The organism is Streptomyces violaceus, from assembly GCF_036014075.1.
In the GTDB taxonomy this organism is placed as follows: domain Bacteria; phylum Actinomycetota; class Actinomycetes; order Streptomycetales; family Streptomycetaceae; genus Streptomyces; species Streptomyces violaceus.
Genome location: NZ_CP107911.1, coordinates 234,090 through 258,269 on the forward strand (window position 1 = coordinate 234,090; position 24,180 = coordinate 258,269).

Annotated in this window: 18 protein-coding genes and 3 pseudogenes; 5 read left to right on the plus strand and 16 right to left on the minus strand. The window is 69.0% G+C overall.

Features of this window, described 5'->3' with window-relative positions; translation table 11 throughout:
• The first annotated feature begins 44 nt into the window (after positions 1 to 44).
• A complete protein-coding gene (locus OG542_RS01075) occupies positions 45 to 1,004 on the plus strand; it encodes a helix-turn-helix domain-containing protein (RefSeq protein ID WP_328407344.1) in 960 nt (319 codons plus the stop codon).
• Positions 1,005 to 1,160: 156 nt separating this feature from the next.
• Here the strand turns inward: OG542_RS01075 and OG542_RS01080 are convergent, their stop codons facing one another.
• From OG542_RS01080 to OG542_RS01100, 5 genes and pseudogenes are all read right to left on the minus strand, one after another.
• Entirely contained in the window at positions 1,161 to 1,910 is a 750-nt protein-coding gene (locus OG542_RS01080) for a hypothetical protein (RefSeq protein WP_328407346.1), read from the minus strand.
• On the minus strand, positions 1,897 to 3,462 hold the full coding sequence (locus OG542_RS01085) for a vWA domain-containing protein (RefSeq protein WP_328407348.1): 1,566 nt from the start codon (positions 3,460 to 3,462) through the stop codon (positions 1,897 to 1,899). Before OG542_RS01085 ends, OG542_RS01080 begins: the two co-directional genes overlap by 14 nt.
• Positions 3,459 to 4,628, minus strand: a complete 1,170-nt coding sequence (locus tag OG542_RS01090; protein ID WP_328407350.1) for a hypothetical protein — start codon at positions 4,626 to 4,628, stop codon at positions 3,459 to 3,461. The genes OG542_RS01085 and OG542_RS01090 overlap by 4 nt, the downstream gene beginning before the upstream one ends.
• A gap of 448 nt (positions 4,629 to 5,076) precedes the next feature.
• Positions 5,077 to 5,190, minus strand: a pseudogene (locus OG542_RS01095) (SMI1/KNR4 family protein); the annotation flags it as partial.
• Between the two features lie 117 nt (positions 5,191 to 5,307).
• On the minus strand, positions 5,308 to 6,384 hold the full coding sequence (locus OG542_RS01100; protein ID WP_328407352.1) for a protein kinase family protein: 1,077 nt from the start codon (positions 6,382 to 6,384) through the stop codon (positions 5,308 to 5,310).
• 33 nt (positions 6,385 to 6,417) lie between these two features.
• On the opposite strand from OG542_RS01100, the pseudogene OG542_RS01105 reads away from it, so the two are divergent.
• Positions 6,418 to 7,023: pseudogene (locus OG542_RS01105) on the plus strand (GNAT family N-acetyltransferase); the annotation flags it as partial.
• Between the two features lie 2 nt (positions 7,024 to 7,025).
• On the opposite strand, the pseudogene OG542_RS01110 reads toward OG542_RS01105, so the two are convergent.
• From OG542_RS01110 to OG542_RS01130, 5 genes and pseudogenes are all read right to left on the minus strand, one after another.
• Positions 7,026 to 7,181, minus strand: a pseudogene (locus OG542_RS01110) (ATP-binding protein); the annotation flags it as partial.
• 125 nt (positions 7,182 to 7,306) lie between these two features.
• On the minus strand, positions 7,307 to 7,900 hold the full coding sequence (locus tag OG542_RS01115) for an isochorismatase family protein (RefSeq protein ID WP_328417701.1): 594 nt from the start codon (positions 7,898 to 7,900) through the stop codon (positions 7,307 to 7,309).
• A gap of 503 nt (positions 7,901 to 8,403) precedes the next feature.
• The gene (locus OG542_RS01120) at positions 8,404 to 8,604 is read right to left on the minus strand and encodes an SCO3870 family protein (protein WP_328407354.1); all 201 of its coding nucleotides are present in this window, start codon (positions 8,602 to 8,604) and stop codon (positions 8,404 to 8,406) included.
• Positions 8,605 to 8,785: 181 nt separating this feature from the next.
• Positions 8,786 to 9,655, minus strand: coding sequence for an SDR family oxidoreductase (locus tag OG542_RS01125; RefSeq protein WP_328407357.1), 870 nt, complete (start codon positions 9,653 to 9,655; stop codon positions 8,786 to 8,788).
• Positions 9,656 to 9,692: 37 nt separating this feature from the next.
• A complete protein-coding gene (locus tag OG542_RS01130; RefSeq protein WP_328407359.1) occupies positions 9,693 to 10,271 on the minus strand; it encodes a TetR/AcrR family transcriptional regulator in 579 nt (192 codons plus the stop codon).
• Positions 10,272 to 10,907: 636 nt separating this feature from the next.
• On the opposite strand from OG542_RS01130, the gene OG542_RS01135 reads away from it, so the two are divergent.
• Both OG542_RS01135 and OG542_RS01145 read left to right on the plus strand, forming a co-directional pair.
• The gene (locus OG542_RS01135) at positions 10,908 to 11,117 is read left to right on the plus strand and encodes an HAD-IA family hydrolase (protein ID WP_328407361.1); all 210 of its coding nucleotides are present in this window, start codon (positions 10,908 to 10,910) and stop codon (positions 11,115 to 11,117) included.
• Between the two features lie 984 nt (positions 11,118 to 12,101).
• Complete coding sequence (locus OG542_RS01145; protein WP_328407365.1) at positions 12,102 to 12,722, plus strand: DinB family protein; 621 nt, start codon at positions 12,102 to 12,104, stop codon at positions 12,720 to 12,722.
• A 128-nt stretch (positions 12,723 to 12,850) separates the two neighbouring features.
• Here the strand turns inward: OG542_RS01145 and OG542_RS01150 are convergent, their stop codons facing one another.
• The 5 genes from OG542_RS01150 to OG542_RS01170 all read right to left on the minus strand — a co-directional run bounded on the left by OG542_RS01150 (position 12,851) and on the right by OG542_RS01170 (position 21,475).
• The gene (locus OG542_RS01150; protein ID WP_328407367.1) at positions 12,851 to 13,618 is read right to left on the minus strand and encodes a VOC family protein; all 768 of its coding nucleotides are present in this window, start codon (positions 13,616 to 13,618) and stop codon (positions 12,851 to 12,853) included.
• Positions 13,619 to 13,711: 93 nt separating this feature from the next.
• Positions 13,712 to 14,269: a telomere-protecting terminal protein Tpg gene (gene tpg, locus OG542_RS01155; protein ID WP_328407369.1), complete on the minus strand. Its 558-nt coding sequence runs from the start codon at positions 14,267 to 14,269 to the stop codon at positions 13,712 to 13,714.
• Positions 14,270 to 14,272: 3 nt separating this feature from the next.
• The gene (tap, locus tag OG542_RS01160) at positions 14,273 to 16,396 is read right to left on the minus strand and encodes a telomere-associated protein Tap (RefSeq protein ID WP_328407371.1); all 2,124 of its coding nucleotides are present in this window, start codon (positions 16,394 to 16,396) and stop codon (positions 14,273 to 14,275) included.
• A gap of 313 nt (positions 16,397 to 16,709) precedes the next feature.
• On the minus strand, positions 16,710 to 17,303 hold the full coding sequence (locus OG542_RS01165; protein WP_328407373.1) for a response regulator: 594 nt from the start codon (positions 17,301 to 17,303) through the stop codon (positions 16,710 to 16,712).
• On the minus strand, positions 17,300 to 21,475 hold the full coding sequence (locus OG542_RS01170) for a HAMP domain-containing protein (protein ID WP_328407375.1): 4,176 nt from the start codon (positions 21,473 to 21,475) through the stop codon (positions 17,300 to 17,302). Before OG542_RS01170 ends, OG542_RS01165 begins: the two co-directional genes overlap by 4 nt.
• 316 nt (positions 21,476 to 21,791) lie before the next feature.
• Here OG542_RS01170 and OG542_RS01175 point away from each other — a divergent pair, with 316 nt between their 5' ends.
• Positions 21,792 to 23,693, plus strand: a complete 1,902-nt coding sequence (locus OG542_RS01175; RefSeq protein WP_328407377.1) for a PP2C family protein-serine/threonine phosphatase — start codon at positions 21,792 to 21,794, stop codon at positions 23,691 to 23,693.
• Between the two features lie 80 nt (positions 23,694 to 23,773).
• Here OG542_RS01175 and OG542_RS01180 read toward each other — a convergent pair whose 3' ends face one another.
• Positions 23,774 to 24,115: a transglycosylase family protein gene (locus OG542_RS01180; RefSeq protein WP_328407379.1), complete on the minus strand. Its 342-nt coding sequence runs from the start codon at positions 24,113 to 24,115 to the stop codon at positions 23,774 to 23,776.
• Between the last annotated feature and the right edge of the window lie 65 nt (positions 24,116 to 24,180).

Sequence of the window (24,180 nt, forward strand, 5' to 3'; positions counted from 1 at the left end):
ACAGGGACCCCCTACCCGGCGGAAGCGCTCGTAGAGTGGAGCGCATGGCAGGCAGGAACGACCCACAAGGCAGTAATCGCGACATCCGTGATGATTTCCGCGCGGAGATCCGTGAATTCCTCGGCACGCGGCGGGCCAGGGTCACCCCTGAGCAGGCCGGACTGCCCGTGTACGGCGGAGAGCGCCGACGGGTCACCGGGCTGCGCCGCGAGGAGGTCGCCCTGCTCGCGGGCATCTCCAGCGAGTACTACACGCGGCTTGAGCGCGGCAACGCCACCGGCGTCTCCGAGAGCGTCATCGAAGGCATCGCGCAAGCACTTCAGCTCGACGAGGCCGAACGAATCCACCTGGTCGACCTTCTGCGCGGCGCGGGCACGACCCGTGCGCCACGCCGTCGACCCGCCCAGCAGCGCGTCCGGCCAACGGTGCGGCGCGTCCTCGACTCGATGGCGGGCACACCCGCGTTCGTCCTCAGCGGCCGCGGGGACATTCTGGCCGCCAACCGCCTCGGGCGCGCCCTGTTCTCCCCCGTCTACGCCGACCCGGTACGGCCGCCGAACAACGCCCGGTTCGTCTTTCTCAGCCCGCACGCGACCGAGTTCTTCCGCCACTGGGACGAAGTCGCCAATGACACCGTCGCCATGCTGCGTGCCGAGGCCGGCCGCGATCTCTACGACCGGCGGCTTTCGGACCTGATCGGGGAGTTGTCCACCCGCAGTGAGGAATTCCGGCGCCGCTGGGCGGCCCACAACGTCCGGATGCACACCACCGGCGTGAAACTCCTTCATCACCCGGTCGTCGGCGACCTCGACCTGCCCTTCGAGACCTTCCCACTCGGAGACGGCCCCAGCCAGTTCCTCCTCACCTACACCGCCGAGCCCGAGTCCCCCTCGCATGACGCCCTGAACCTGCTGGCCAGTTGGGCCGCGACCAACGACGGCATCGAGCGGTCCGCCCCGGACGACGACTCCGAGTCAGCCGACCCGGCCGAGACACCCGACTGAACGACCGCCGAAGGTGGGCAGGCCCAGGTGGGTGACTGAGGGCTTGAGAGCGAAACGGCTCTGCAGAAGGGTCGGTGACCGACGTGCTCGCCCTCGCGCCCGACCCGCACACCCTGTGCGTGCTCCCCGAGCTCAACTACCGGTGCGCGTCGGCGGCTACCAGAAGATCGCGATCGCCTCCAGTGTCACCTCGCGGGTGTCCTCGCGCCAGCCGGTCATCTTGCCGAGGCAGCGGGCCGTGAAAGTGCCGGCCGGGATCGAGCGGCGCGCGTTCCCGGAGGCTACGACGCGCATGTACACCGGGGGCTGCTCCTCGCCGTACTCGGCCCGCAGCTCAAAGCCCTCCGCCACGTCCGGCACGCGGGTGAAGGCGCCTTTGACCGAGACGAATTCGCCGATGCGGCTCAGAGTCACCGCACGGCCGTCGGCCAGGTTGTCGGCGAGGTTCCGGTTCGGGACGACGGTCAGTGTGGTCAGGTCGGCGTGGACGATGGCGTCGGCCCGGTCGAAGGCCTCCATGACCACGCCGATCACGTTGATCGGTTTGTCCTTGCGCACGAACTTGCGGAACGTCTCCTGGCTGACGTCCCGCTTCAGCCGGAAGCGGAACAGCCACGTCAGCACCCGGCTCCAGAAGCCGACACTCGTGTCGACCTTCGTCCGCAGCTCGACGGCCTCCTCCAGCGCGGACCGGTAGTTGCCGAGCTCGTACAGGTCCATCACCGCCTGCTCGTCGAGGTACAGGCAGATGCTGTACGCCGACTGCCAGCGCCGCATGTGCCTGCGCCGCTCTCGGGCATGGCGCACCAGGATCACCGCGAGCACCACCGCGCCGGCGGCCGTCACCAGCCAGACCGTCATCCACGGCCACCAAAGGCTCCACCACAGTGCGTCAGTGACAGCCACGGATCTCCTTGAAAGCCTCGGAAAGGGACGAGCCGGCGGCGTCCACTGTCCGTCCGCCCGTCCGCGCCGCCGCGCGCCGCAGTTCGCCTGCGTCGGCCTCGCCGAAGTGGACCGGGTACGTGTGGACGGCGGTGCGCACGGCGACGGGGAGCGCCTTGTGACGGCGTACGAACTCCGCATAGGACAGGCCCGTGTTGTTCTCGCCGTCCGTCATCAGGACGAGTGAGACGGAGCGGTCGGGGTCGGCGGTTAGTTCGCGGGCGGCGGTGCGGTAGCCGCGGTCGAGGGCGGACCATACGGCGGTGGCATCGCCGTAGCCGCCCCTGGCGACGGTGTCGGCTAGGGCCGTCAGGTCCTTCGGGCCGGTGACGGTGACGGTCTTCTCCTCCAACACTCGGCCACCGAACCGGACGACGGTCAGCCGCTCGCCCCGGTGGAAGCGGGTGAACTTGCCGAAGGCGGAGGGGTCTGCGCCGCTGAGTCCGGCGAAGGCCTCGCGCAGGGCGGCCATCCGGGCGCCGCGCATCGAGCCGGAGAAGTCGAGCAGGAAGACCACCTGGCTCGTGGTGCGGCGGTCGGGGTCTCCGTAGTCCGCCAACAGGGCTTTGACGACGGCGGGTTGGTCGGGGTAGAAGAGCGCGTTGCCGACCGGCTCGCGCAGCCGCGCTTCCCGGGTGACCGTCGTGTTCACGGGGCGGCGCAGAGTGTGCTGCATGATCTGCCGCTGCACCGAGTCGCGCCGCAGCCACTGCGTGACCTTGTCGTACGCGGTGCGGTGGTCCTGGTTGAGCAGGAGCAGCGGGAAGTCCGCCAGGACCATGCCGTCTTCGGGGCGGATGATTTCCAGGCGGTCGTCGAGGCGGTCAGTGGCGTTGAGGGCGAGCAGGTCGGACTCGTATGTGATGAGGGCGTTGGTCTCGTGCTGGTGGTCGGCGTAGGAGTCGACGAGGGCGGGACCGGTGTCGGCGGTGAGGGTCTGGCCGGAGCGGAAGCCGCGCAGCCGGTCGCAGGAGACGTCCTCGGGGCGTAGCGCGGCTCCGGTGCCGGACGCGGCGGTGGCGACGCCGACGAGGGCGGCGAGCCCGCTGCCGGCGTGCCGGGGGTCGGCCATGCCGAAGCGGACCGTGCCGGTGGCGGCGGCGTCGGCGATGTCCGCCCAGGTGAGCCGGCCGCCGGGCACTTGGGCGCGAAGCTTCCGTGCCACGTCCGGCTTCAGGCCGATGATGACGGGGGACGTCATGGTGGGGGTGCGCTGAACCCCCCGGGTCGCGTTCTTGTCGGTGAGACGCAGATAGCGGTCGGAGGACAGCCACACGAGGTCGTACCTGTCGCGGTCCGGGGTCTTCGTCTCGGCGTCGGCCCGGTGGTCCAGGCGCAGGTCGACGCCGGTCTCGGCCTTCAGATCGGCCAGCAGCGGGGTCAGTACGGCTAGTTCGGGGCTGGCGAGCACGCGCAGCCGGACCGTTTCGTCGCCGTCGTCGCCCGAGCAGGCGGTGAGCAAGGTGGTAACGAGCGCCAGGCAGAGCGCCAGCAGGCCCGCACCGCGCCTCACCGGCTGCCCGTCCGGTCCGGGCAGTCGCCGACGATCTCGATCATCTTCTCCAGCAGTGGCAGGCTGGGCAGGACTGCCCGGGTGTCGTCGGAGGAGGTGGTGGGCACCGGGATCTTCCGCTCGGTGAGGAATCGGGTGAGCTCGTCGCTGGTCGTCGCGCCGCTGGTGGCGTTGCGGGCCCGAAAGCCCAACTCCATCGCGCGGTGCTGGAGTTCGCGGTCCTCGCTGACCAGTTCACCGAGCCGGGCGCCGTCGCCGGTCAGCGCTACGAGCTGGGGTTCGGTGACGAAGCGTGTGGACGGGTAGAGCAGAACGCGCTCGTCGTCGGTCGCGTCCTTGTCGGCTTTGTAGCCGATCTGGTGGGCGAGGAACTGGTGCTCGTAGATCACCGAGACAGGGGCGATGCTCTGCCCGTCGGGGGACAGATACGTTTCGGCCCGTTCGGAGGATGGCAGGCCCTGTTCGACGAGGAGCGGCTTGATCTTCCGGGCGAGTTGCTCGGCCTCGGCCTCGCTGTCCGGCGCGTCGTTCCCGTGCTCGACGAAGGCCACGAGCCCGAGATAGGTGCCGGCGGAGTTGGCCTCGCAGATATCCGAGGTCTGGGCAAGGATCTTGTTGCCATTGCGGACGTGGTCGTTGCGGTCGATCTCGTCCCAGCGGTAGCCGTCCGTGGGATCGCGCTGGACGCCCTTCCTCTTGCCGCGCGCGAGATCGAGGAACTGCCGCATGTCGAGGGTGTAGTACAGCGGCCGGCCGCCCGAGCCCGGCAGGCGCTTCGCGACGCCTTCCGCCGTGAGCACCTCGGCGTAGTCCCGGTAGGTGGCCAGCACGATGGGGCTGACGAACGGACGGTACAGCAGCACCGGACGGTTCGCCCGGGCGCGCTCCCGGCTGATCAGGTCGGAGGCCGGCTGGCCGGAGGGGAAGACGACGTCGTATCCCTCGTAGTCCTGCTTGGCGATCTCACGCGAGCCCATGTTGGTGATGTGCACGCGGAAGCCGTGCTTCATCAGCAGCCGCTCGACCACGGGGTCCTGGAAGAAGTCCCTCTTCGAGGCCATCTTGGCCTCTATGGTGACCACCTGCCGCAGCGGCAACAGCAGGTCCCCGGAAGCCACGAGCAGGACCAGCCCGATGACCGGGACGGGCAGCGCCGACGCCAGCATTCTGCGCAGGCGTCGGCGCGGGGGTCTGGTGACACTTAACCGCGGCTCTTCGGTCGCGGGTCTGTTCGCGGGCACCTGCGTCTCCCCCCGTGACAACTGCGTTCTCCCCCGTGGGCCCGGGCCAGGATCGTCGGTGATGCCGGTGTACCCCGAACGACCCTTCCCGGAACGTCGGTTGAACGTAGGCCCTAGAGGCCCAGGTGCTGCCGCGGAACGCACTCACCCAGCGCCATCCCGACGGACGTCGAGAACCCCGTCCGGGTCGCCACGCCGGGCCCATCGTTCTACTCCTTCCTACCCAGCCCCATCCGCCGGAACGCTGAACGCACGGCAGCACTGCACTTATCGGCGTACACACCGGGTGCACCGTAGGCACGGTCGGGCATGCGCAGCCTTCGCATCGGAGCTTGCGGTCCCCAGCCCGGCTCAGAGACAGTGAATGAGGGGTCGCTTCGAGCGGGCCGTAGCCATCGGCCGGGAGCCACAGGAAGTCGTTGAGGTCGCGTGCGACGACGGCAGTATCCCCCTCCGAGCCGAGGAAGACGACGGGCTGATCGGCCAAGGCTCGATCCTGTCGGATAGGCGGCGTCCCACCGGTCAACGAGCTGGTGAGACGTCGATTGACTCCGACGCCATCCGGGTGAGCATGTTCAGAACCTGATTCAGTGGGTCCCGATTCTCAGGCGATGGACGCGCCGTCCAGGTGCGCAATCCGGCGGATTGCTTCCAGCGGGTATGGGGTCGTACGGCTCTCCTGCTGGAGCTCGCGATGGAAGTCCCCCGTCACTGCGGCGATCGGTGCGTGGCGGGAGAAGATCGAGGCGATGTGCGCCGGCAGGTCTGTGGGGATCTCGCCGTTGGCACACGCGCGGACGAAGGCGCTACGGCCTTCAGCGTCGTACCCGTACAAGGCGGTGGCCAGCCAGCGCACCAGATACGTGACGGTGTAGCAGGCGTCGTAGCTGCGATGCCGGTCGAAGAAGTCAGATTCGTCCTGGGCGAGCTCGAAGTACGAGGAGATGGCCAGGCCGTAGTCCGCGAAGAAGAGGTGACGACCATCGGTGAGGATGTTCTCGAAGTGGGCGTCGAAGTGCAGCAGTCCACGTGCGTTCATGAAGGAGGTACCGGCGGCCAGCTCCCTCTCCACCATGGCACAGGCCTGCTCGGCCGCCTCGCCGCCGGCCGCGACCTGCACGCCCAGCCAGTCGTGCAGGTTCCGTGGGATGTACTCGAGGAAGAGCACGACTCTGGCCGATGAGTTCCGCAGGGCCTCGATACGTCGGCGCACCTCAGGCCCGCCACCCCAGTAGGCGACAGTGCGTTCCACATCGGCCAGTTCCTCGGGAAGCGGCTGTGGGGGGCTCGGCAGCACCCGCCAGTGGTACATCAGCGGGAAGCCCTCGTACGCGCCGGCGAGCACCCAGTTCGTCGTCATGGTCTGCACGGCCAACTCGCGCCAGGCCCCAAATCCCGGTCCGCCGAGCCCGTAGTGGCAGAAGACGGGCAGCCGGAACATGTTCGCCGTGGACCGGGCGTACTCCGGCTGAAGCTCAAGCTCGGTGAGGGGTATCTGCTTCACGAAGACGGGGGTTTCGGCGATGTCCAGCAGCGCCGATGTTCCTCCGATGCCGGAGCCCAGCGGCGTGGCCCCGTCCAAGAGATCCAGCAGCCCGCGGTCACTGCACAGGCCCAGCGATGTCGACACGGCACTGTGAGCGGTCAGACGCGTGCGGTGAGACGTCACGGGGAGTGGCATGAGGCGTCTCCTCAGCTGGGTGATCGACAACTGTCACTGACAGCGCGGCAGCGTGACTTCTGCACTGCCCGTGGTGAGGCGGTCGAGTGTAAGACTCGCGCCCATGATCTCCCCGCCGACCTCACTGACCGACTCACGGCGGCCGGCTTCGTCGCCGAGGACAGCGAGACCGTGCTCATCGGGCAGTCCGCAGACCTTGCCGCCGACCCCGTCCTGCCCGATGGTGTGACCCTCCGCCGTGTCACCGCCAGATCAGACCTCCGGCGCATCGCTGCTCTGGAGAGCACCGTCTGGGGCGAGGATTGGAGTTGGCTCGCCGACGACCTGGCCGCCCGGATCGAGAACGCTTCAGGGAACACCATCGTCCTCGTCGCCGAGGCACGCACCGAAGTCGTCTGCGCCGCGTGGCTGGTGTTCAAGGACGGCGTCGACTTCGGCGGCCTCTGGGGCGGCTCAACGCTCAAGGAGTGGCGCGGACAGGGCATCTACCGGGCCATGGTCGCCCACCGAGCGCAACTCGCTGCTGCCCGCGACGTCCCTTACGTCTACGTCGACGCCTCAGCCGACAGTGCCCCGATCCTCACCCGCCTTGGCCTGCTCGCGGTCACCACCACGACACCGTATGTCTGGTCGCCCTGAGCTCAGCCGGCCTTCGCCGGCCGGGTGCTGGCGAGGCGGCGGGGGTCAGTGCCGGTCTCGATGATGGTGCCGTTGAAGGTCATGCGGTCGACGACGGCCACACAGAGGCGGGGGTCCGTGAAGGTCTTGGTCCAGGCGCCGAAGGACTCGTTGGATGCACCCACTGGGCCGTCAGCGCCACGTCCTGAGCGCCGACCCGCGGCAGAGTCCCTTCGGCGAGGACCGCCACCCTCATCGCGGCAAGCCGCCGCTCCCCCCCTCGTCCACCAATGGGGCGCCAGGACTATTCCGGTACCGGCACCTCGCCGGACACGGCAACGCCGGCCTGGCGGAAGTCGTCCAACGCGGCAGCCGTTGTGTGCGGGGCGACCCCGACCGAGTAGTCCAGGAGCACGCGGGCACGGAAGCCCGCCTTGACGGCATCCAGCGCGGTCGCGCGGACACAGTGGTCGGTGGCGATGCCCACCACATCGACGTCCTCGACCTCACGGACGCGCAGCCACTCCGCCAGAGAGGTCCCCTCCGCGTCCGCGCCTTCGAAGCCGCTCTTGGAAGCACTGTGCGCGCCCTTGAAGAAAACGGCGTGCACCTTGCCGTCCGTGACGACAGGAGCGAAATGAGGATGGAACTCACCGCCTTCGTCTCCCGCCACGCAGTGGACGGGGAAGCTGTCCCGGAAGTCCGGGGTCTCGGAGAAATGACTCCCCGGATCGATGTGATGATCCCGGGTAGCCACCACGTACTGGTAGTCACGCCCCACACTCCGCTCAACCAGTTCCGCGATCGCCGAGGCGATCCGCGCGCCTCCCGCGACAGGAATGCTGCCTCCTTCGCAGAAGTCGTTCTGCACATCCACCACGATCAAGCCTCGGCCCATCACGAACACCTTCCAGGACTGTGGAGCACAGGAAGAAACTCCGGAAACCTGAACTACAGGCCACCGCCTGCCCCTGTGGGCGGAACGGGCCTGCCGTCACCCGCCCGGACGAACAGATTCACCGGAGGATCGATTCGCTACGCCGTCGATGCCCGGGGACCAGGACGTTCTGCGCGCACCAGACGGAGGAGGCGCCGCAGGGTGCGTCGCTCCCCGCTCCCAGAGCAGCCGCGGGACGCCACACGCGGCCCCCGCCCGTCCACAGATGCACCGCAAACTGACCAGCGCAGGCCAGACCATCAACTTCTGACAGCAGGGCGCACGGGCCTCCTGTGTGGTGCGCGGCCACGGGGGCGCTCGAACGCCGGCCTTGTCGCCTCGGGTCTCCCGGCAACCCTGCGACCGGCCACGTCGCCCCCGTCCTGCTCTGCGGTCTCACGCGCTACAGGGCCAACGAGCTGCGAGAGCGCCAGGGGATCAGCCTGGCGCTTGCCCGCGAGAACTCAGTTCGCGTGCGGCCGACCGTCCCGGACCCATGCCACCACAACCAGGGCTGCGGTGATGTACATCAGGACGCTGAAGGTGGCTACCGATTCGACGTACTGCTCGTAGCCGTCCGCGCGCAGCTGAAGCGCGAGGGAACCAAGCGCAGTCCCCAGCGCCGCGGTGGCGGCGGTCATGGCGACGAACGGGCCCTTCGTCATGGGTGCTTCCTCCAAGTCACGAGACGACTGATCAAGACCGAGCGTACATGCCTCACGATGTCACGACCGGAAGCCGTTGGTGAGGCCCGCCCAGCGCCAACCTTGGCTTCACACCTGTCAGTTGGACTCGCGCCACTCGTCCCGCTGCGCTGACGACTCCGGTGAAGGCTCCGAAAGCCCGTCAGGAGCGGAAGGCCTGTGCGTGGTCCCGGGCCCACTGTGCGAAGGTGCGGGCGGGTCGTCCGGTGACGGCTTCCGCCGTCGGCACGGGACCGAAAGACGGGGGATCGAACGCCTCGGCCTGTGACGGGTCCGGCTCATCACCTCCATAGTCCTCGAACCCGAGGAGGAAGCCGGCGTTCTGCGCCGCGAAGCCGCCCTGCGCGACATAGATCTCGCGGGCCTCCTGCGGGGTCACCGACTCGAAGCGGATCTCCTCCCCCATCGCCTCGGCGATCAGCGCCACCTGGCGCCGGTGCGTGAGGAGTTCGGGCCCGTTGAGGGTGTACGCCTGCCCCGCGTGCCCCATCTCGGTCAGGGCGAGGAGGGCCACTTCGGCGATGTCCCGCTCATGCACCGGGAACCACGCGGCGTCCGGGAACGGGTCGCGCACCACACGCTCCGCACGGATGGGCGGCCCCCACAGGGCCAGCTTGTTCATGGCGAACTCACCGGGGCGCACATGCGTCCACTCCAGCCCCGACGCCTCGACCGCCTGCTCCACCGGCAGGTGGAAGTCGGTGTCGAAGCCGCTGGTGACCGCACCGGAGGAGAGCACCACGATGCGCTGCACGCCTGCCGCCTTCGCCAGGCCGACCACCTCCTCGGCCGTGGCCGCCACCGGGAAGAGGAAGAGCGCGTCGACGCCCTCCAGCGCGCCCGTCAGCGTCTGTGGGCGGGTGAGATCGCCCTCGTGCACCTGGACTCTCTGCGGGAACGCCCCGCTGCGCGACCTGCGGGTAAGGGCCCGCACGTCATGCCCCGTCTCCACGAGTTGCCGCACGATGTTCCGCCCGACATGGCCGGCCGCCCCCGTCACCAGGATCGTCATGGATCATCCTTCGTCTCGTCTCGTCACGTCACGTCCGTCAGGTGGCGCGGGCCCCGATACCGTTCTCCAACGTGCGGATGACCCATGCGGACGCACCATGGCGCGGCAGAGTCCCCCCGCTGACCGCCATGCAGCCCGCGCACACGTGGGCCCAGAGCACATGCTCGATCCACTCGACGCTCACCTCCGTATCCAGGAGCCCCTCGGCCTGGCCGCGCCCGATCAGCAGCCCGATCTCCCCGGCCGCCGGATCGGGACCGCCCCGCGCGGCGACGGCCTGGGTGATCCGCGGGTCGCCGTACAGGAACAACACGTGATCGCCGACATCGAGCATCGCCACCACCAGCCGACGCAGCCCCTGCAGTGGCGGGCCCTGACCGATGCGGGCCTCCTTCAACGACTCGTCGAGCCGATGGAGGGAGTCCTCGACGACCGCCGAGAGAAGCATTTCCCGGTCCGGGAAGTATCGCTGGAGGGTGCTGCGCCCGACGTCCGCCGCCGCCGCGATGTCCGCCAGCGTGGCATCACGCCGACGGGACAACACGGACGCCGCAGCACCGAGGATGGCCCGTCGCGTACGACCGCGGGCTCCCGACTCGCGCATACTGCTGACCATGACCGCACCGTAGCGAGTATCGTCCCGGTACTGGCAAGTGCCGCCTCTTTATGGGGCGTTGGTGCCCTATTTTTGTCCACGTCGCTGTCCTGAGCTGATGCAGTCTCCCGGTGGCGCGTAAGGGAGGCTGTCGGCGCGGTGGGGGCCCTCTCGCCCCATCGGCCTCGGACTCAAATGTCGTGTGTGAGTGGCCGATCCGGGGAGCGGTGCACGCTGACGCCGAGTGTCATAGTGCACCCTCTGAACAGCGTTGGCGGTTGCTCTGGCGGATGGCACGGTCGCCGGTCATGGACATGCTGCCGTTCGACGCGGTGCTGTGCGATTTCGACGGAGTCGTGCACCTGTGGGATCCCGACGGGCTGAGCTCGCTGGACCGGGCCTGGGGCCTTGCCGAGGGTCTGAGCGACGAACAGTGGCGGGGCCAGGTGGCCCAGGTCCTGGCCCCGGCCTGCGGATCACCTGAGCGGGCCCGGGGGCTCGTGGAGGCATGGAGCGGACTCACCGGCCGAGTCGACACGGACGTTGTGGAGCTGCTCGCCGCGCTCCGACGAGGGTGCCGGTGGTCTTGGTCTCGAACGCGACCACGCGGCTGGAGGCATATCTCGCCGCGATCGGCTGGACGAGGCGTTCGACGCAGTGATCAACACGGCCCGGATCGGGGCGGCCAAGCCCGACCGACGCGTCTTCGACATAGCCGCCCAGCAGGTCGGAGCCGAACTTGAGCGCTGTCTGTTCGTCGACGACACCGTCGGCCATGTCACCGCGGCCCGGGCGGCCGGCGCGACCGGCGTGCACTATCAGGACATCGGGCAACTGCGGGCCGCAGTCGCACCACTGCTGAATTGACGGCCATCCGCCCCCTGCAACGCTCGGGTGTGGCTGGCGAGCACCAAGTCATGAGGCGCGTCATAGCAGCGCGGGCCTTGCGGCCGACACGCCACGTCGGCCCACAACGGCGTCGCAAGGCCGTGCGCCGATCCGCATCGGGATTTCCGCCAGCGAGCTGGGCTCATCACCAAGCGTGACTTCCCGAGGTGCGCGGGGACGGCAGGGCTGGTTTCTTGGAGGGGCATCCGTCCGCCTCGGTCGCACGGATGCCCCGCGCCTGCCGGCCAGGGCCGTAAGTCACGCTGGGCGCGTCTCGCATGTTGAACTCGGTCAGCGGAGCGGCTCCCAGCGTGGACGTGCAACAGGAGGCGTCAGCCACCGCGTTCACCACCCTCGTCAGGAAAGACCTCACCGCCTGACCTCCACAGTCCGCCGAAGCGCCGTCAGGCTCCGAGGTCGCAGCCGTGCGAGAGGCGGTCCACGACGTCCGGGAGGCTGGTGACGGGCACGCGCGACGGTGCGCCGGATGGCTAAGACTCGCGGGGCAGCCAGACGACGCATCGCCTCGGGGGCGCCGTGGAACTCCTGCGAGCGTACTGACGCAGTACCGGATAGCCACCACCGAGCAGATGCACCGGGTGATCGCCCCCGAGGCGCCTATCGAGCAGACCAGGGGGAGGCTGGCCAGACTGCGCACCGAGGGCGTGGTCGACCGCATCACCCTGCCGCAGACCGGGCGAACCCGGGTGTGGTTCGCCACCCCCCGTACGGCGTGCAACTCGACTCCGAATGGCCCGAGATGCACGGGCACCGGCCCTCCAGAACCGTGTCCGATGCGACCGCCATTCGGCTGCAGGCCCGCCACGCGCCGACCGTGACCGAGACCGCGCTCGACCTTCCCCCTCCTCCAAGCGGGAGCGCCCAGAAAAATGAGACGCGGCTTGGTGCTTGCTGTGCCAGGCTGGCGGATCGCCCAGGGCCAGTTCGACACAGGAGCATCCGATGACGACACCGTCCCGCCTGTCACCGTTGCTGGAGCAGTTCGACTTCGCACGCGAGCGCCTCACCAACCGCATGACAGGGCCCGTCATGGACAGCGGCGACGGGACGGATGCCAAAGTCGACCGCATGACCGACGAGGAATACCTCTGGGAGCCGGTGCCCGGCTGCTGGTCGGTACGGCGGCGTATGAACGGACCGGGGCCTCGCGCGACTCTCCTTGCCGGTACCGGCGACTGGGGGCGCGACGCTGCCTCCTACCCGCACCCCTGGCCCTCGCCCTTCACCACCATCGCATGGCGCCTGAGCCACCTCAGCGAGATGCTGACCTTGCGCGCCGACCACACCGCCGGCTCCCATGCGCTGACCCGCGACGACGTTCCTGTCAGCGGGGACGCCACAGGGGCAGTCACCGCCTTTGACACCGGTGCCGCGGCCTGGCGGAAGGCGCTGCTGAGCGTAGACGACGCGGCACTCGACACCGTGGGGTACTGCACCTATCCGCACGGCAGCGACCCGGACGAGCCGTTCATCGACATCGTGTGGTGGGTGAACCAGGAACTGCTGCACCACGGAGCCGAGATCGCACTGCTGCGCGATTTCTACCGCGCCCGACACCACTGACCCCTCCACCAGCCAATTCTTCCCATGGCACGGCCGCCAAGGCCGCTCCATCGTACGGTCTGCGGCTCGCCCGACCCTCAGATCGCGCCGCGCCGCCCTTGTGGCCGCTGGTGTCTCGCCGCCCGAATCTACCGAAACGCCGCAGGCTCCGTGTCAGGACGGCCGAGGACGCAGAACTCGTGGCCCTCCGGGTCGGCCAGGCACGTCCACGGGACGTCGCCCTGGCCGAGGTCGAGGTCGGTGGCGCCGAGGGCCCGCAGCCGGGCCACCTCCGCTGCCTTGTCGTCACCGGGGTACGGCAGCAGGTCAATATGAACGCGGTCTGGCACGGTCTTCACGCCAGGTGTGCGGAGGAACTCGAGATAGGGGCCGACGCCCTTGGCGGAGCGCAACACCGCCTGATCGTCGGTCACCTCGTGCAGGGTCCAGTCCGTCGCCTCGCCCCAGAACCGGGCCATGGCCCGCGGATCCACGCAGTCGACCACCACTGCGGCGATCGGCCCGGTGTCCCGGTAGATCTCCCGAGGCTCCAGCACGCAGAACTCGTTGCCCTCCGGGTCGGCGAGGACCGTCCACGGCACATCGCCCTGGCCCACGTCGGCGGGCGTCGCACCGAGAGCCTGGAGGCGCGCGATCAACTCCGCCTGGTGGGCCGCGGAGGTGGTGGCGAGATCGAGGTGCGCGCGGTTCTTTGTCGTTGTCTTGGGTTCCGGGACGGTGACGACGTCGACGCAGACGGCGACCGGGTCCGGCCAAACGAAGCCGCCGACGGGTTCAACGTTGGTCACGCCGGGCCCCTCGCTGGAGACACCCCAGCCGAGCGCCTCCGCCCAGAACCGGCCGACCGCCGAGTCGTCAAGGGCCTTCATGTTCACGTTGACAGGTCGCAGCGCCATGCCGCCGATCCTAGGCGCCGGCTCTGCAAGACGTCCGCAGGTACCGACGCCGAACGGCGATCGACTCGCTTTACCAGCCGCAATGGTCAGCTCTCAGTAATCGAGATCCAGGTAGTCGATGTCGTTGATGGCGACGTCCGACAGTCCCATCGCGCGGGCACCGCCGTCCTGGAAGTACACGTCCTTGAACCCGTCAGCGATGATCTGCCGCATCTGCTGGTCGCTGGCGCCGGCGTCGCGCGCGTCGAACAGTCGGCCGGCGTACTCCGGTGGGAGGTGCACCGTGAGGCGGCGGAAGCGTCCGTCGTCGGTTGTGCCGATCGGCGCGGTGTAGCCGAACCGGGCTCTCGTCTCCACCGTGATCCCGCCCGTGGCGGCGGCCTGCCGTTGCCGGCGCCTGCGTACCTGGGGCTGCCAGCGGGCCCGTACCGCTTCGTCGATCTTCGCGGCGACGTCGACGCGGGCGTGCTTGCGGGCGCCACGCCGGTAGCGGTTCACGGAGTCGGCGGTGACACCGATCTCCTGCGCGACGGCCTTCGCGCTGCCCAACTGCCGGATCAGATAGCCGATCTGACCCTTCAGCGTCTTGGGTGGCTCTCGGGTGAAGGACTCCCGGTCCGCACGTTCGATCGCGTCCTCGATCTCCCTCACCGGTTACTCCCCTTCTTCCAGGACGGCGTCGCCGCCCTTGATGTGGCGGGCGGGGTTGTAGCCCGCTTCCATCAGGTCGACCGCCCAGGACATCTCCTGGACGCCTTCGAACTTCGCCAGGCCCGGCGTGGGCCCGAGGCGGAAGGTGCCGGGGATGGGTTTACCGGACGTGCTGTAAGGGAGGATGTCGATCGGCGAGCGGGACGGGGAGGGGTAGACGACGCAGTCGGACAGCACGGCGAGCGGGTACAAGCCCGTCATCCTGGCCATGTTGAGCAACTTGCGGTGCATGTTGACCCGGGCCTTGGAGATGACCGCGGCACGGATGTCCGGGCGCCAGGTCGGGCGTTCCATGGCCGGCCACGCATCGCCCTCCTGGTAGTCCTTGCCCTGGGGACGCTCGCGGAGCTTGCCCACTCCGCCCTTCACTGTGGCCTTGATGGCGGCGAGCACTGCGGCCAGGGCCGGGTCGGCGTCCTTGTGCCGCTCCATCGCCGCGAGGAACGCGTCGTCGTCCAGGTCCCGGGTGACGCCGAGGTCGGCCATGGTGTCGACGTACGCGGTCCGCAGCCGGTCGTGCCACGGGTCCAGGTAGGCGCCCGTCTCCCGCCGCAGGTACGCCTCCAGCGGCTGGACGTTGTAGCCGAGTTCCTGGGCGTAGGCGACGGTGTGGGTCTGATACCAGGCCGGGCCGGTGGGACGGGTGCCGGACGGCGTGAAGGGGCTGGGCAGCCGCGGGTCGAGCTCGACGTGCGAAAGGTCCACCAGCCAGGAGCCCGGAATCTTCGGGTTGAACACCGGGGCATGGAAGTGGTCCGGGGCGGACAGGCCGACCACCAGGCGGGCGGCGGAGGCGAGGAAGGCGGTGTTCAGGTCGAGCCCGAGTGCCCAGGGCAGGGACACCTCGTCCCCGGTGAGCAGATTGACGTCGCGCACCCACTGGTATGCCTCTTCGTCGAGGAAGCCGCCCTTCCAGCCGCGGTGCACGACCAGGGGGTGTTCGGGGACGCATTCCGGCGGGGCCGGGTCGATCGGTTCCGTTCCGAGCGAGCCGGGGTTGTGGCCCGAACTCCACTGGCCGGTCGTACGATCCTGCACGGCGCGAGTGGGTGGGCGCAGCGCTGTCATCAGCTCCAGGCCGGAGACGGCAGTCGACCCGCGCGGGGTGAGGACCCGCTGTGCGTAGACGCCCAGGACGCGGGCGATGTCGGCCGGCTCCAAGTCCGTCACGCCGGGCCAGGACCGCTCGTCGAGGGCGTCCCACGGCAGGATCGCGAGCTGCACGCACTGCCGCTGATTGCCCTGGGCCGGGCGGTACACGCGGGCCCACGGGCCGAATCCGCGTTTGGTCAGCTTCCACTTCGCCCTGATGACCTGCTTGACGACAGGGTGATCCTCGGCCAGCCGCAGGCCACGGCGGTCCTCCAGCCGCTCGGGCAGTCCGAGCTTCACTGCGGCGGCCTCGGTGAGCACGATCAGCGGGTCGGCGTCACGGCCGTTGCGGTGCAGCCTGGACGCGCCCAGCCCGGACTCGCGCAGCGTCCACTCCACCAACTCCGGGACGGTGGAGGCGGGGCAGTCCAGCACGATCCCGTCGACGCCGTATGCGGAGCCGTCACCGTCCAGGACGGCGAGCGGGCCGTGCGGGAAGCCGGAGTCGGCGGCGGGCTTCGCGGCCTTCTTCGCGGCCGGGCGCCGCGACGACGTGGCCGGGCGTTCGGCCGGACGGGCGGGGCGCTGGGGGGCGGCCTGGACGGCGGGCGTCTCCACCGGCGCGGCGCTCTCCGGTTCTGGGGCGGGCGGCCCGGTGAGCGCCGCGACCGGCTCCTCCGGCTGCGGCGCCGCGACCGGGGCGGGCGTGGTTGCGGGGGTGCCGTGCGCGGGGTACTTCGCCGCCCAGCCGTTGAGCAGACGCTGGTATGCCTCCAGGCGCGGGGACTTCGGCTCGCTCCTGCCGTTCTCGTAGTTCTTCACCGTCTGCGTCGACGTCTTCAACGCGAGAGCGAGACGGGCCTGGGTGATACCGGCGGCTTCACGCAGCCGGGCGCGTTCCACCGGGGGCGGGAGCTGCGGCTCCTCTTCCAGCAGCGCGTCGACGGACGCGAACAGCTCTTCCTCGGTGGCCATGCGGATCTCCCTTCGCACGCCTACCCTAGCAATCCTTACCTCGACTTTTAACCTGGTTCTTTAACCCAATCAGGCCTTGTTTCGGGTGGGTTTGTGACGCCGATCGGCCACGACGCTGGTCCGGGGCGGCAGTCGTCGTGGCAGGTCAGGCGTTCACCGGCCGCTTCTCAGGCGCCACAGCTTCTAGGGCGACTGCCGGGACGTGAGTGGGCCGCTCTGCCTGGAGGCGGTCATGCGGTCCGGAGGCCAGCGGCCATCGCGCGGGATCGCGAAGAGAGGCTCCGGACGGACACTCAGCGGCAGCTGAACGCATCTACTCGGTGCCGGTACGGCCCGGGAGGAGATTCCCGACGGTGCGCTCCACCTCTGCGATGCGGTCGGCGAGTGCTGCCGTGTCGGCTTCGGTTTCCGGTCTGTCGCGCAGCAGCAGCTTGATCTCGGTGAGCTGCTGGGAGATCTCTGTGAGCCGGTCCGTGTCCGTGCCGGTTGGGCGCATCGCCAACTGGCGGTTCTTGCGGTGCAGATCGAGGAAGACGGTGACCTTGGTGCGCAGCACCCAGGGGTCGACCGGCTTGGCGATGAAGTCGGCGGCGCCGATGGCGTATCCCCTGTAGGCGTAGTCGGCGCCGCCCTCGGTTCCGGTCACCAGGATGATGGGGACGTCTTTGGTCTGGTCGAGGCGCTTGATGTTGGCGGCGGTCTCGAAGCCGTCCATGCCGGGCATGCGGACGTCGAGGAGGACGACGGCGAACTCCTGGCGGAGCATGGCTTTCAGGGCTTGTTCTCCTGAGCGTGCGCGGACCAAGTGCTGGTGCAGTGGGCCTAGTACGGCTTCGAAGGCGATGAGGTTTTCCTCCATGTCGTCGACGATGAGGATGCTGCACGGGTTGGCCAGGCTGGTGTTCATCGTGCGTCCTCGGGCGGATCGTCGGCGGTGTCGTGAGCGGGTGGCGGTTCGAGGTCGTCCGCGATGTCCGGTTCCTGTGCGGGTGCCGGGGGGGTGTTGGGCGGGTCGAGCAGGTCGCAGATGGCGGCGAGCAGGCGGTCGATGTTGACCGGCTTGGGCACGTAGTCGTCGGCGCCGCTGTCGATCGCTTTGTCGCGGTCCTGGGGCATCGCTTTGGCGGTGAGTGCGATGATCGGCAGGTGGGCGAGACGGGGGGTCTCCCGGATGGTGTGGATGGTCTCGTATCCGTCCATTTCGGGCATCATGATGTCCATCAGGACCAGGGAGACGTCAGCGGCGCGTTCCAGGACCTCGAGGCCCTCCCGGCCGTTCTCCGCGTACCGCACGGTGATTCCGACCCGGCCCAGTGCGTGGGTGAGGGCGAAGACATTGCGGATGTCGTCGTCGACGATGAGGATGCGGCGGCCTGCCAGGACGCGGCCGGGGCGGCCGCTGAGCCATTCCTTGAGCCGCGTGGTCGCCGGCCAGGCGTCCTCGCGGCCGTTGGCCGGTTCGGTGGACTGTGTGCCCGTCAGGTCCTCCGGGAGGGGGCGCGTAGCCGGGGTGCCGGGCTGGAGGGTTTCCGTGCTGTCGAGCATGTGCTCGGGTGAGGTGTCCTCGGCTGCGGCCGCCAGCGGCCCGGGCTCCGGGGGAAGGGCGGGCGCGGTGCCGGCGGTGCGCAGATCCGCGGGGCCCTGTACCGCCGTGGCGCCGGGGTGGAGGGCGGGGATGTAGAGGGTGAAGCGGGAGCCCACGCCCGGCTCGCTCTCGGCGACGATCTTGCCGCCGAGCATTCCGGCGATCTCCCGGCTGATGGACAGGCCGAGGCCTGTGCCGCCGTACTTGCGGTTGGTGGTGCCCTCGGACTGCTGGAACGCTTCGAAGATCATCGGAAGTTTGTCGGGGGCGATGCCGATCCCGGTGTCCTTCACGGAGAACGCGATGACGACGTCGGCGTTCTTGAGCGTGTCCTCGGTGAAGCGCATGCCGAGCACTCGGCTGACGCGCAGCTCCACATGGCCGCCGTGGGTGAACTTCACCGCGTTGGACAGCAGGTTGCGCAGTACCTGCTGAAGGCGCTGCTCGTCGGAGTACAGCTCCCCCGGTACGTCCTTATCGACCGCGATCTCGAAGCCCAGGCCGCGGTCGATGGTGAGCGGCCGGAAGGTCGCGTGGACGTAGTCGAGCAGCTTGATCAGCGGGAGCGTCTTGGGACGCACGTCCATCCGCCCGGCCTCGATCTTCGACAGGTCGAGGATGTCGCTGATCAGCTGGAGCAGGTCCGAGCCCGAGCGGTGGATGGTGGTCGCGAACTGCACCTCCTGTTCGGCCAGGTGTCCGTCGGGGTTGTCGGCGAGCAGCCGGGCCAGGATCAGCAGGGAGTTCAGCGGCGTGCGCAGTTCGTGCGACATGTTCGCCAGGAACTCCGACTTGTACTGCGAGGCGGTCGCGAGCAGTGCGGCCTTCTCCTCGAGTTCGGCGTTGGAGCGCTGCAGTTCGTCGGACCGCTCGCGCAGTTCGGAGGTGAGCCGCTGGGACTCCGACAGCAGCGACTCCGTACGGGAGTTGGCGATGATCGTGTTGGTCGAGACGCCGATCGTGTTGACGAACTGGTCGATGAAGGCCAGGTGCACATCGTTGAACTTGCTGAGCGAGGCGAGCTCGATCACTCCGAGCACCTGGTCCTCGAAGATGATGGGCAGGATGACGATGCTGGCGGGGCGGGCCGTGCCCAGCCCGGAGTTGATGGTGATGTAGTCGGGCGGGACGTCCGTGATGAGGATGCGTTTCTTCTCCTGCGCGGCCTGGGCGATCAGCCCGCGGCCCGGGGTACCGGTGCCCGGCAGCGGGCTTCCTCCGCTGGCCTGGTCGGTGCCGTACCCGGCGATGAACTGCAGACCCTCACCGGGTGGCGCCCCCGCTTCGGCCAGGAAGAACGCCCCGAACTGTGCGTTCAACAGCGGGGTCAGCTCGCGCAGGATCAGGTCGGCGACCTCCACCAGGTCGCGGTGGCCCTGCATGAGTCCGGCCATGCGGGTCAGGTTCGACTCCAGCCAGTCCTTGGCGCGGGTGGTCTCACGGAGGTTGGAGACCATGAGGTTGATGTTGTCCTTGAGCTCGGCGACCTCGCCCTGCGCCTCGACCGTGATGGCGCGGGACATGTCGCCCTGGGTGACCGCGCTGGCCACCTCCGCGATCGCCCGGACCTGGGTGGTGAGATTCAGCGCCAGCTCGTTGACGTTGGTGGTCAGCCGTTTCCAGGTTCCGTAGACGCCCTCGACACGCGCCTGACCGCCCAGCTGCCCCTCGCTGCCGACCTCCCGGGCGACGCGGGTGACCTCCGAGGAGAACGAGGAGAGCGTGTCGACCATCGTGTTGATGGTGGTCTTCAGCTCCAGGATCTCGCCGCGCGCGTCGACGTCGATCTTCTTCGACAGATCGCCTTGTGCGACGGCCGTGGCCACCTGGGCGATGTTCCGGACCTGCGAGGTCAGGTTGTAGGCCATGAAGTTGACGTTGTCCGTGAGGTCCTTCCACACCCCCGACGCCCCGCGGACCTGGGCCCGGCCCCCCAGGCGGCCCTCGGTGCCGACCTCGCGGGCTACCCGGGTGACCTCGTCGGCGAACGCCCGCAGCTGGTCGACCATCGTGTTCACGGTCTCCTTCAACTGCAGGATCTCCCCGCGGGCATCGACGGTGATCTTCTTCGAAAGGTCGCCGTTGGCGACCGACGTCGTCACCTGGGCGATGTTGCGCACCTGGGAGGTCAGGTTCGACGCCATGAAGTTGACGTTGTCGGTCAGCTCCTCCCACACCCCCGACACCCCGCGGACCTGCGCCTGCCCGCCCAGATTGCCCTCGGTGCCGACCTCGCGGGCGACCCGGGTGACCTCGCCCGCGAACGCCGACAGCTGGTCGACCATCGTGTTGATCGTCGACTTCAGCTCCAGGATCTCGCCCTTGGCCTCCACGGTGATCGTCTTGCCCAGATCGCCCTGGGCGACCGCTGTCGCCACCTGGGCGATGTTGCGCACCTGCGAGGTCAGGTTGTCCGCCATGAAGTTGACGTTCTCGGTGAGGTCCTTCCACACCCCCGACACCCCGCGGACCTGGGCGCGGCCGCCGAGACGGCCCTCGGTGCCCACCTCGCGGGCGACCCGGGTGACCTCGCCCGCGAACGCCGACAGCTGGTCGACCATCGTGTTCACCGTCAGCTTCAGCTGCAGGATCTCGCCCCGGGCATCCACCGTGATCTTCTGACTCAGATCGCCGGTGGCGACCGCCGTGGTCACCTGGGCGATGTTGCGCACCTGCGAGGTCAGGTTGGACGCCATGAAGTTGACGTTGTCCGTGAGGTCTTTCCACACCCCGGACACGCCCGGCACCTGGGCCCGGCCGCCCAGCTGTCCCTCCGTGCCGACCTCGCGGGAGACCCGGGTGACCTCGTCGGCGAACGCCCGCAGCTGGTCGACCATCGTGTTCACGGTCAGCTTCAGCTCCAGCAGCTCGCCGGTCGCCTCCACCGTGACCTGCCGGGTCAGGTCACCGCGCGCGACGGCCGTGGTCACCACCGCGATGTCGCGCACCTGCGCGGTCAGCCGGGACGCCATCGTGTTGACGGCCTCGGTCACGTAGCGCCAGTCGCCGCCCAGCCCCTGCACCGTGGCACGTCCGCCGAGACGACCCTCGGTTCCGACCTCCCGGGAGACCCGGGTCAGCTCACCGGTGAACAGCGACAGCTGCTCCACCATGCGGTTCACCCCGCACCCCAGGCGCCGCAGATCACCGCGCAGCTGGCGCCTGCCGTCGTGCAGATCGGCGCGCTGCGTCAGATCACCGTCGGCGACCGCGTCCAGGACGCGCGTGGCATGCACGATCGGGACGGCCAGCGCTTCCAGCAGCGCGTTGGCCGCATCCACACTCGTCGTCCACCCGCCCGATCCGGGACTCGCCGACAGCCGCTCGTCCAGCCGCCCCTGCCGGACCACCTCCCGGCGCACTCGCTCCAGCTCCGAGGCCAGATGCGCGTTCCGCGTGGTGACCTTGTCGAACACCCCCGCCAGCTCCGCGACAATCCCTTCGGGCACGTTACCCATACGTACGGTGAAATCGCCGTCGCAAAGCGAGTTCATGGCCGCCAGTAGCGGACGCAACTCGGCCACATGCACCCACTCGCCCCCCGGCCCGGGTGCAGGCCGGCCCGCGGCCGCGGAACCGGTTGCGCCGGGCTCCCGCTCCCCGGATTCCGGCTCAGAAGAAACGACTTCGGAGCGAGCGACAGAATCCATGAGAACTCACTTCTCTGGGCACAAAATATGACCACTCACCATTTAGGCTACATTCGTCCTGTACTCGTCCGCAGTGAGCTGGGCAGGGGTTGCCGTGAGGCCACAAGCGGGGTCGCAAACAGGACGGTCCTTCGGTCCGCGTTCCACAGCAGCAGCACGGATGCATGTACCAGCCAACGAACTCGCGGCCGCGGCGGCGCGCAAGTTCGTGCGTGCCGTGCTCACCGAACGGACCGCACCCCACTCCCCCGCGGCGCCGGCGATCAGCGACCGGTCCGTCGACGATGCCGTGCTCCTCGCCAGCGAACTGGTCACCAGCGCTGCCGCACACGCCGGGTCCGGCCTCGAGGTGGCCTGTCATCTCGAGGCCGGACCCGGACCGCACGGGCCCGGCCCCTGGGCCGAGGATGGAGCCGCAAAGACCGGTTCCGAGGCCGGGTGGGACGGGACCGCACAGGCCGGCGCCGGGGCCGGGTGGGTGGGTGTGGTGGTCGAGGTGCTGGAGCACGGCCCCGCCGACCGACCCGGCGGCACAACAAGCCCGCACAGCCCCGTGCACGGCTACCGTCGGCAGCTCATGCACACACTGGCCGAATCCTGGGGCGTGACCTGCCGGCGCACCGGGAAAGCCACATGGGTCCGCCTGGAATGCCCGGTGTCGACCCCGTTCGCCGCTACAGAGCACCGCATCACCGGCCTCCCGGCCGAGGTCACCCGCCGCCCGCCGCCTCCCCCCGAGCCCGCCCTGCCGCGCGGACACCCCGGCCACCGGGCCCAGTGGGCCGAACGGGAAGGACAGTGGTTCCTCGCCGAGGCCGGAGAGCTCCTCGCCGGACAGCTGGACGAGGACATGGTCGCGGCCCTGACCGGACAGCTCCTGGTGCCCAGACTCGCCGACTGGTGCGGCATATGGCTCACCACCGACCACGCCGGCGTACGGCTCTCCCGCGTCTGGCACACCGACGAACGGCACATCCGCACCCTCCGCCGGTCCCTTGAGAAGGACCCCCCGAGCTCCGCACTCCGCACGACCGGCCTCCCCTGGCCCTGGCCCGAATGCGAAACCACCCACAACACAGGCGGCTCCGCACTGGCCTTCCCGCTCGTCGCCGGCGGCCGATACCACGGCACACTCCTCATCGGCCAGGCCGGACAACCCGAACTCACCGACAACGTCGTACGACTCATCGAAGACGTCGCCCGCCGCACGGCCCAGGCGGTGGTCACTGCCCGCCACTACACCCGCCAGGCGACCATCAGCCGTACGCTCCAGCGCCGGCAGCTCCCCACCTCACTGGCCGCCATCCCCGGCATCGACACGGCGATCGTCTACGAGCCCTGGGCGGAAGGCCAGACCGTCGGCGGAGACTTCTACGACCTGTTCCCCATGGGCCAGCACCGGTGGTGCTTCCTCCTCGGCGACGTCTCCGGCCACGACATGGAAGCCATGTCCGTCACCGGTCTCGCCCGTCACCTCGTACGACTTCTCGCACGCGAGGGCCACGGCGTCGAGACCCTTCTCAACCGCCTCAACCACGCGATGGCCGAGGAAGCCACCGAAACCACGACTCCCCGCGGCGAACACGAAGGCGCCCGCCTGCTCAGCCTGCTCTACGGAGAACTCGAACCCGACCCCACCACCGGCAACACCCGATGCACCATCGCCAGCGCCGGGCACCCGCCACCCCTGCGACTGACGACGAACGGCACCGTCACATCCGTCGCCCGCCCCCAAATACTCCTCGGCGTCGAGGAACACACCAATTACCACGCCGACACCCTCACCCTCACACCAGGCGAAACACTGCTCTGTGTCACCGACGGGGTCACCGAACGCCGCAACGGCACACACCAACTCGACGACGACAACGGCCTCGCGCGCATACTCGCCACCTGCACAGGGCTCGGCGCCAAGGCCGTGGCCGAGCGCATCCGCCGAACCACCCACGACTTCAGCACCCAGCCCATCGACGACGACCTCGCGATACTCGTGCTCGAAGCAGTGCCGGTACTCAAAAGCGCGGGAACCATCAAAACCGGTCACCCTCACGGTGAGTACTGACTCGTCGAACACTCGCTCCCGATGTGACGAAGCTACGTCCTGCGTGACTCAGAAGTCGGCGGCGATGCTGTCCACTTCACTCACGCGCAGGACCATGCGGACATTCCCTGCAACGCGGCCAAACGCCTGGCCACCGTGATCTGCTCCTTGCGGGTGGCCAGGTCGGCGCGCGGGGCGAACTTCCGTCCTCCGGCGGCCACCCAGCTGGACTGGGTGAACTGCAGGCCGCCGTAGTGGCCGTTGCCGGTGTTCGCCTTCCAGTTCCCACCGGACTCGCACGCGGCGATGGCGTCCCAGTCGGGCCCGAACTGAGCAGACGGCAGGGCCTCCGCTCTGGTGGCAACGCCCAGTATCACGACGGCCGCGAAGAGCACGATTGCCGGACTCGCCCTGCGGCGGCGACAGTCGCGAGTTCTGATCATTTCAACGTTCTGTGATGTAACCATACGCAGACCGTTGCATCTCGTCGCATAAGTGGCGAACTGAG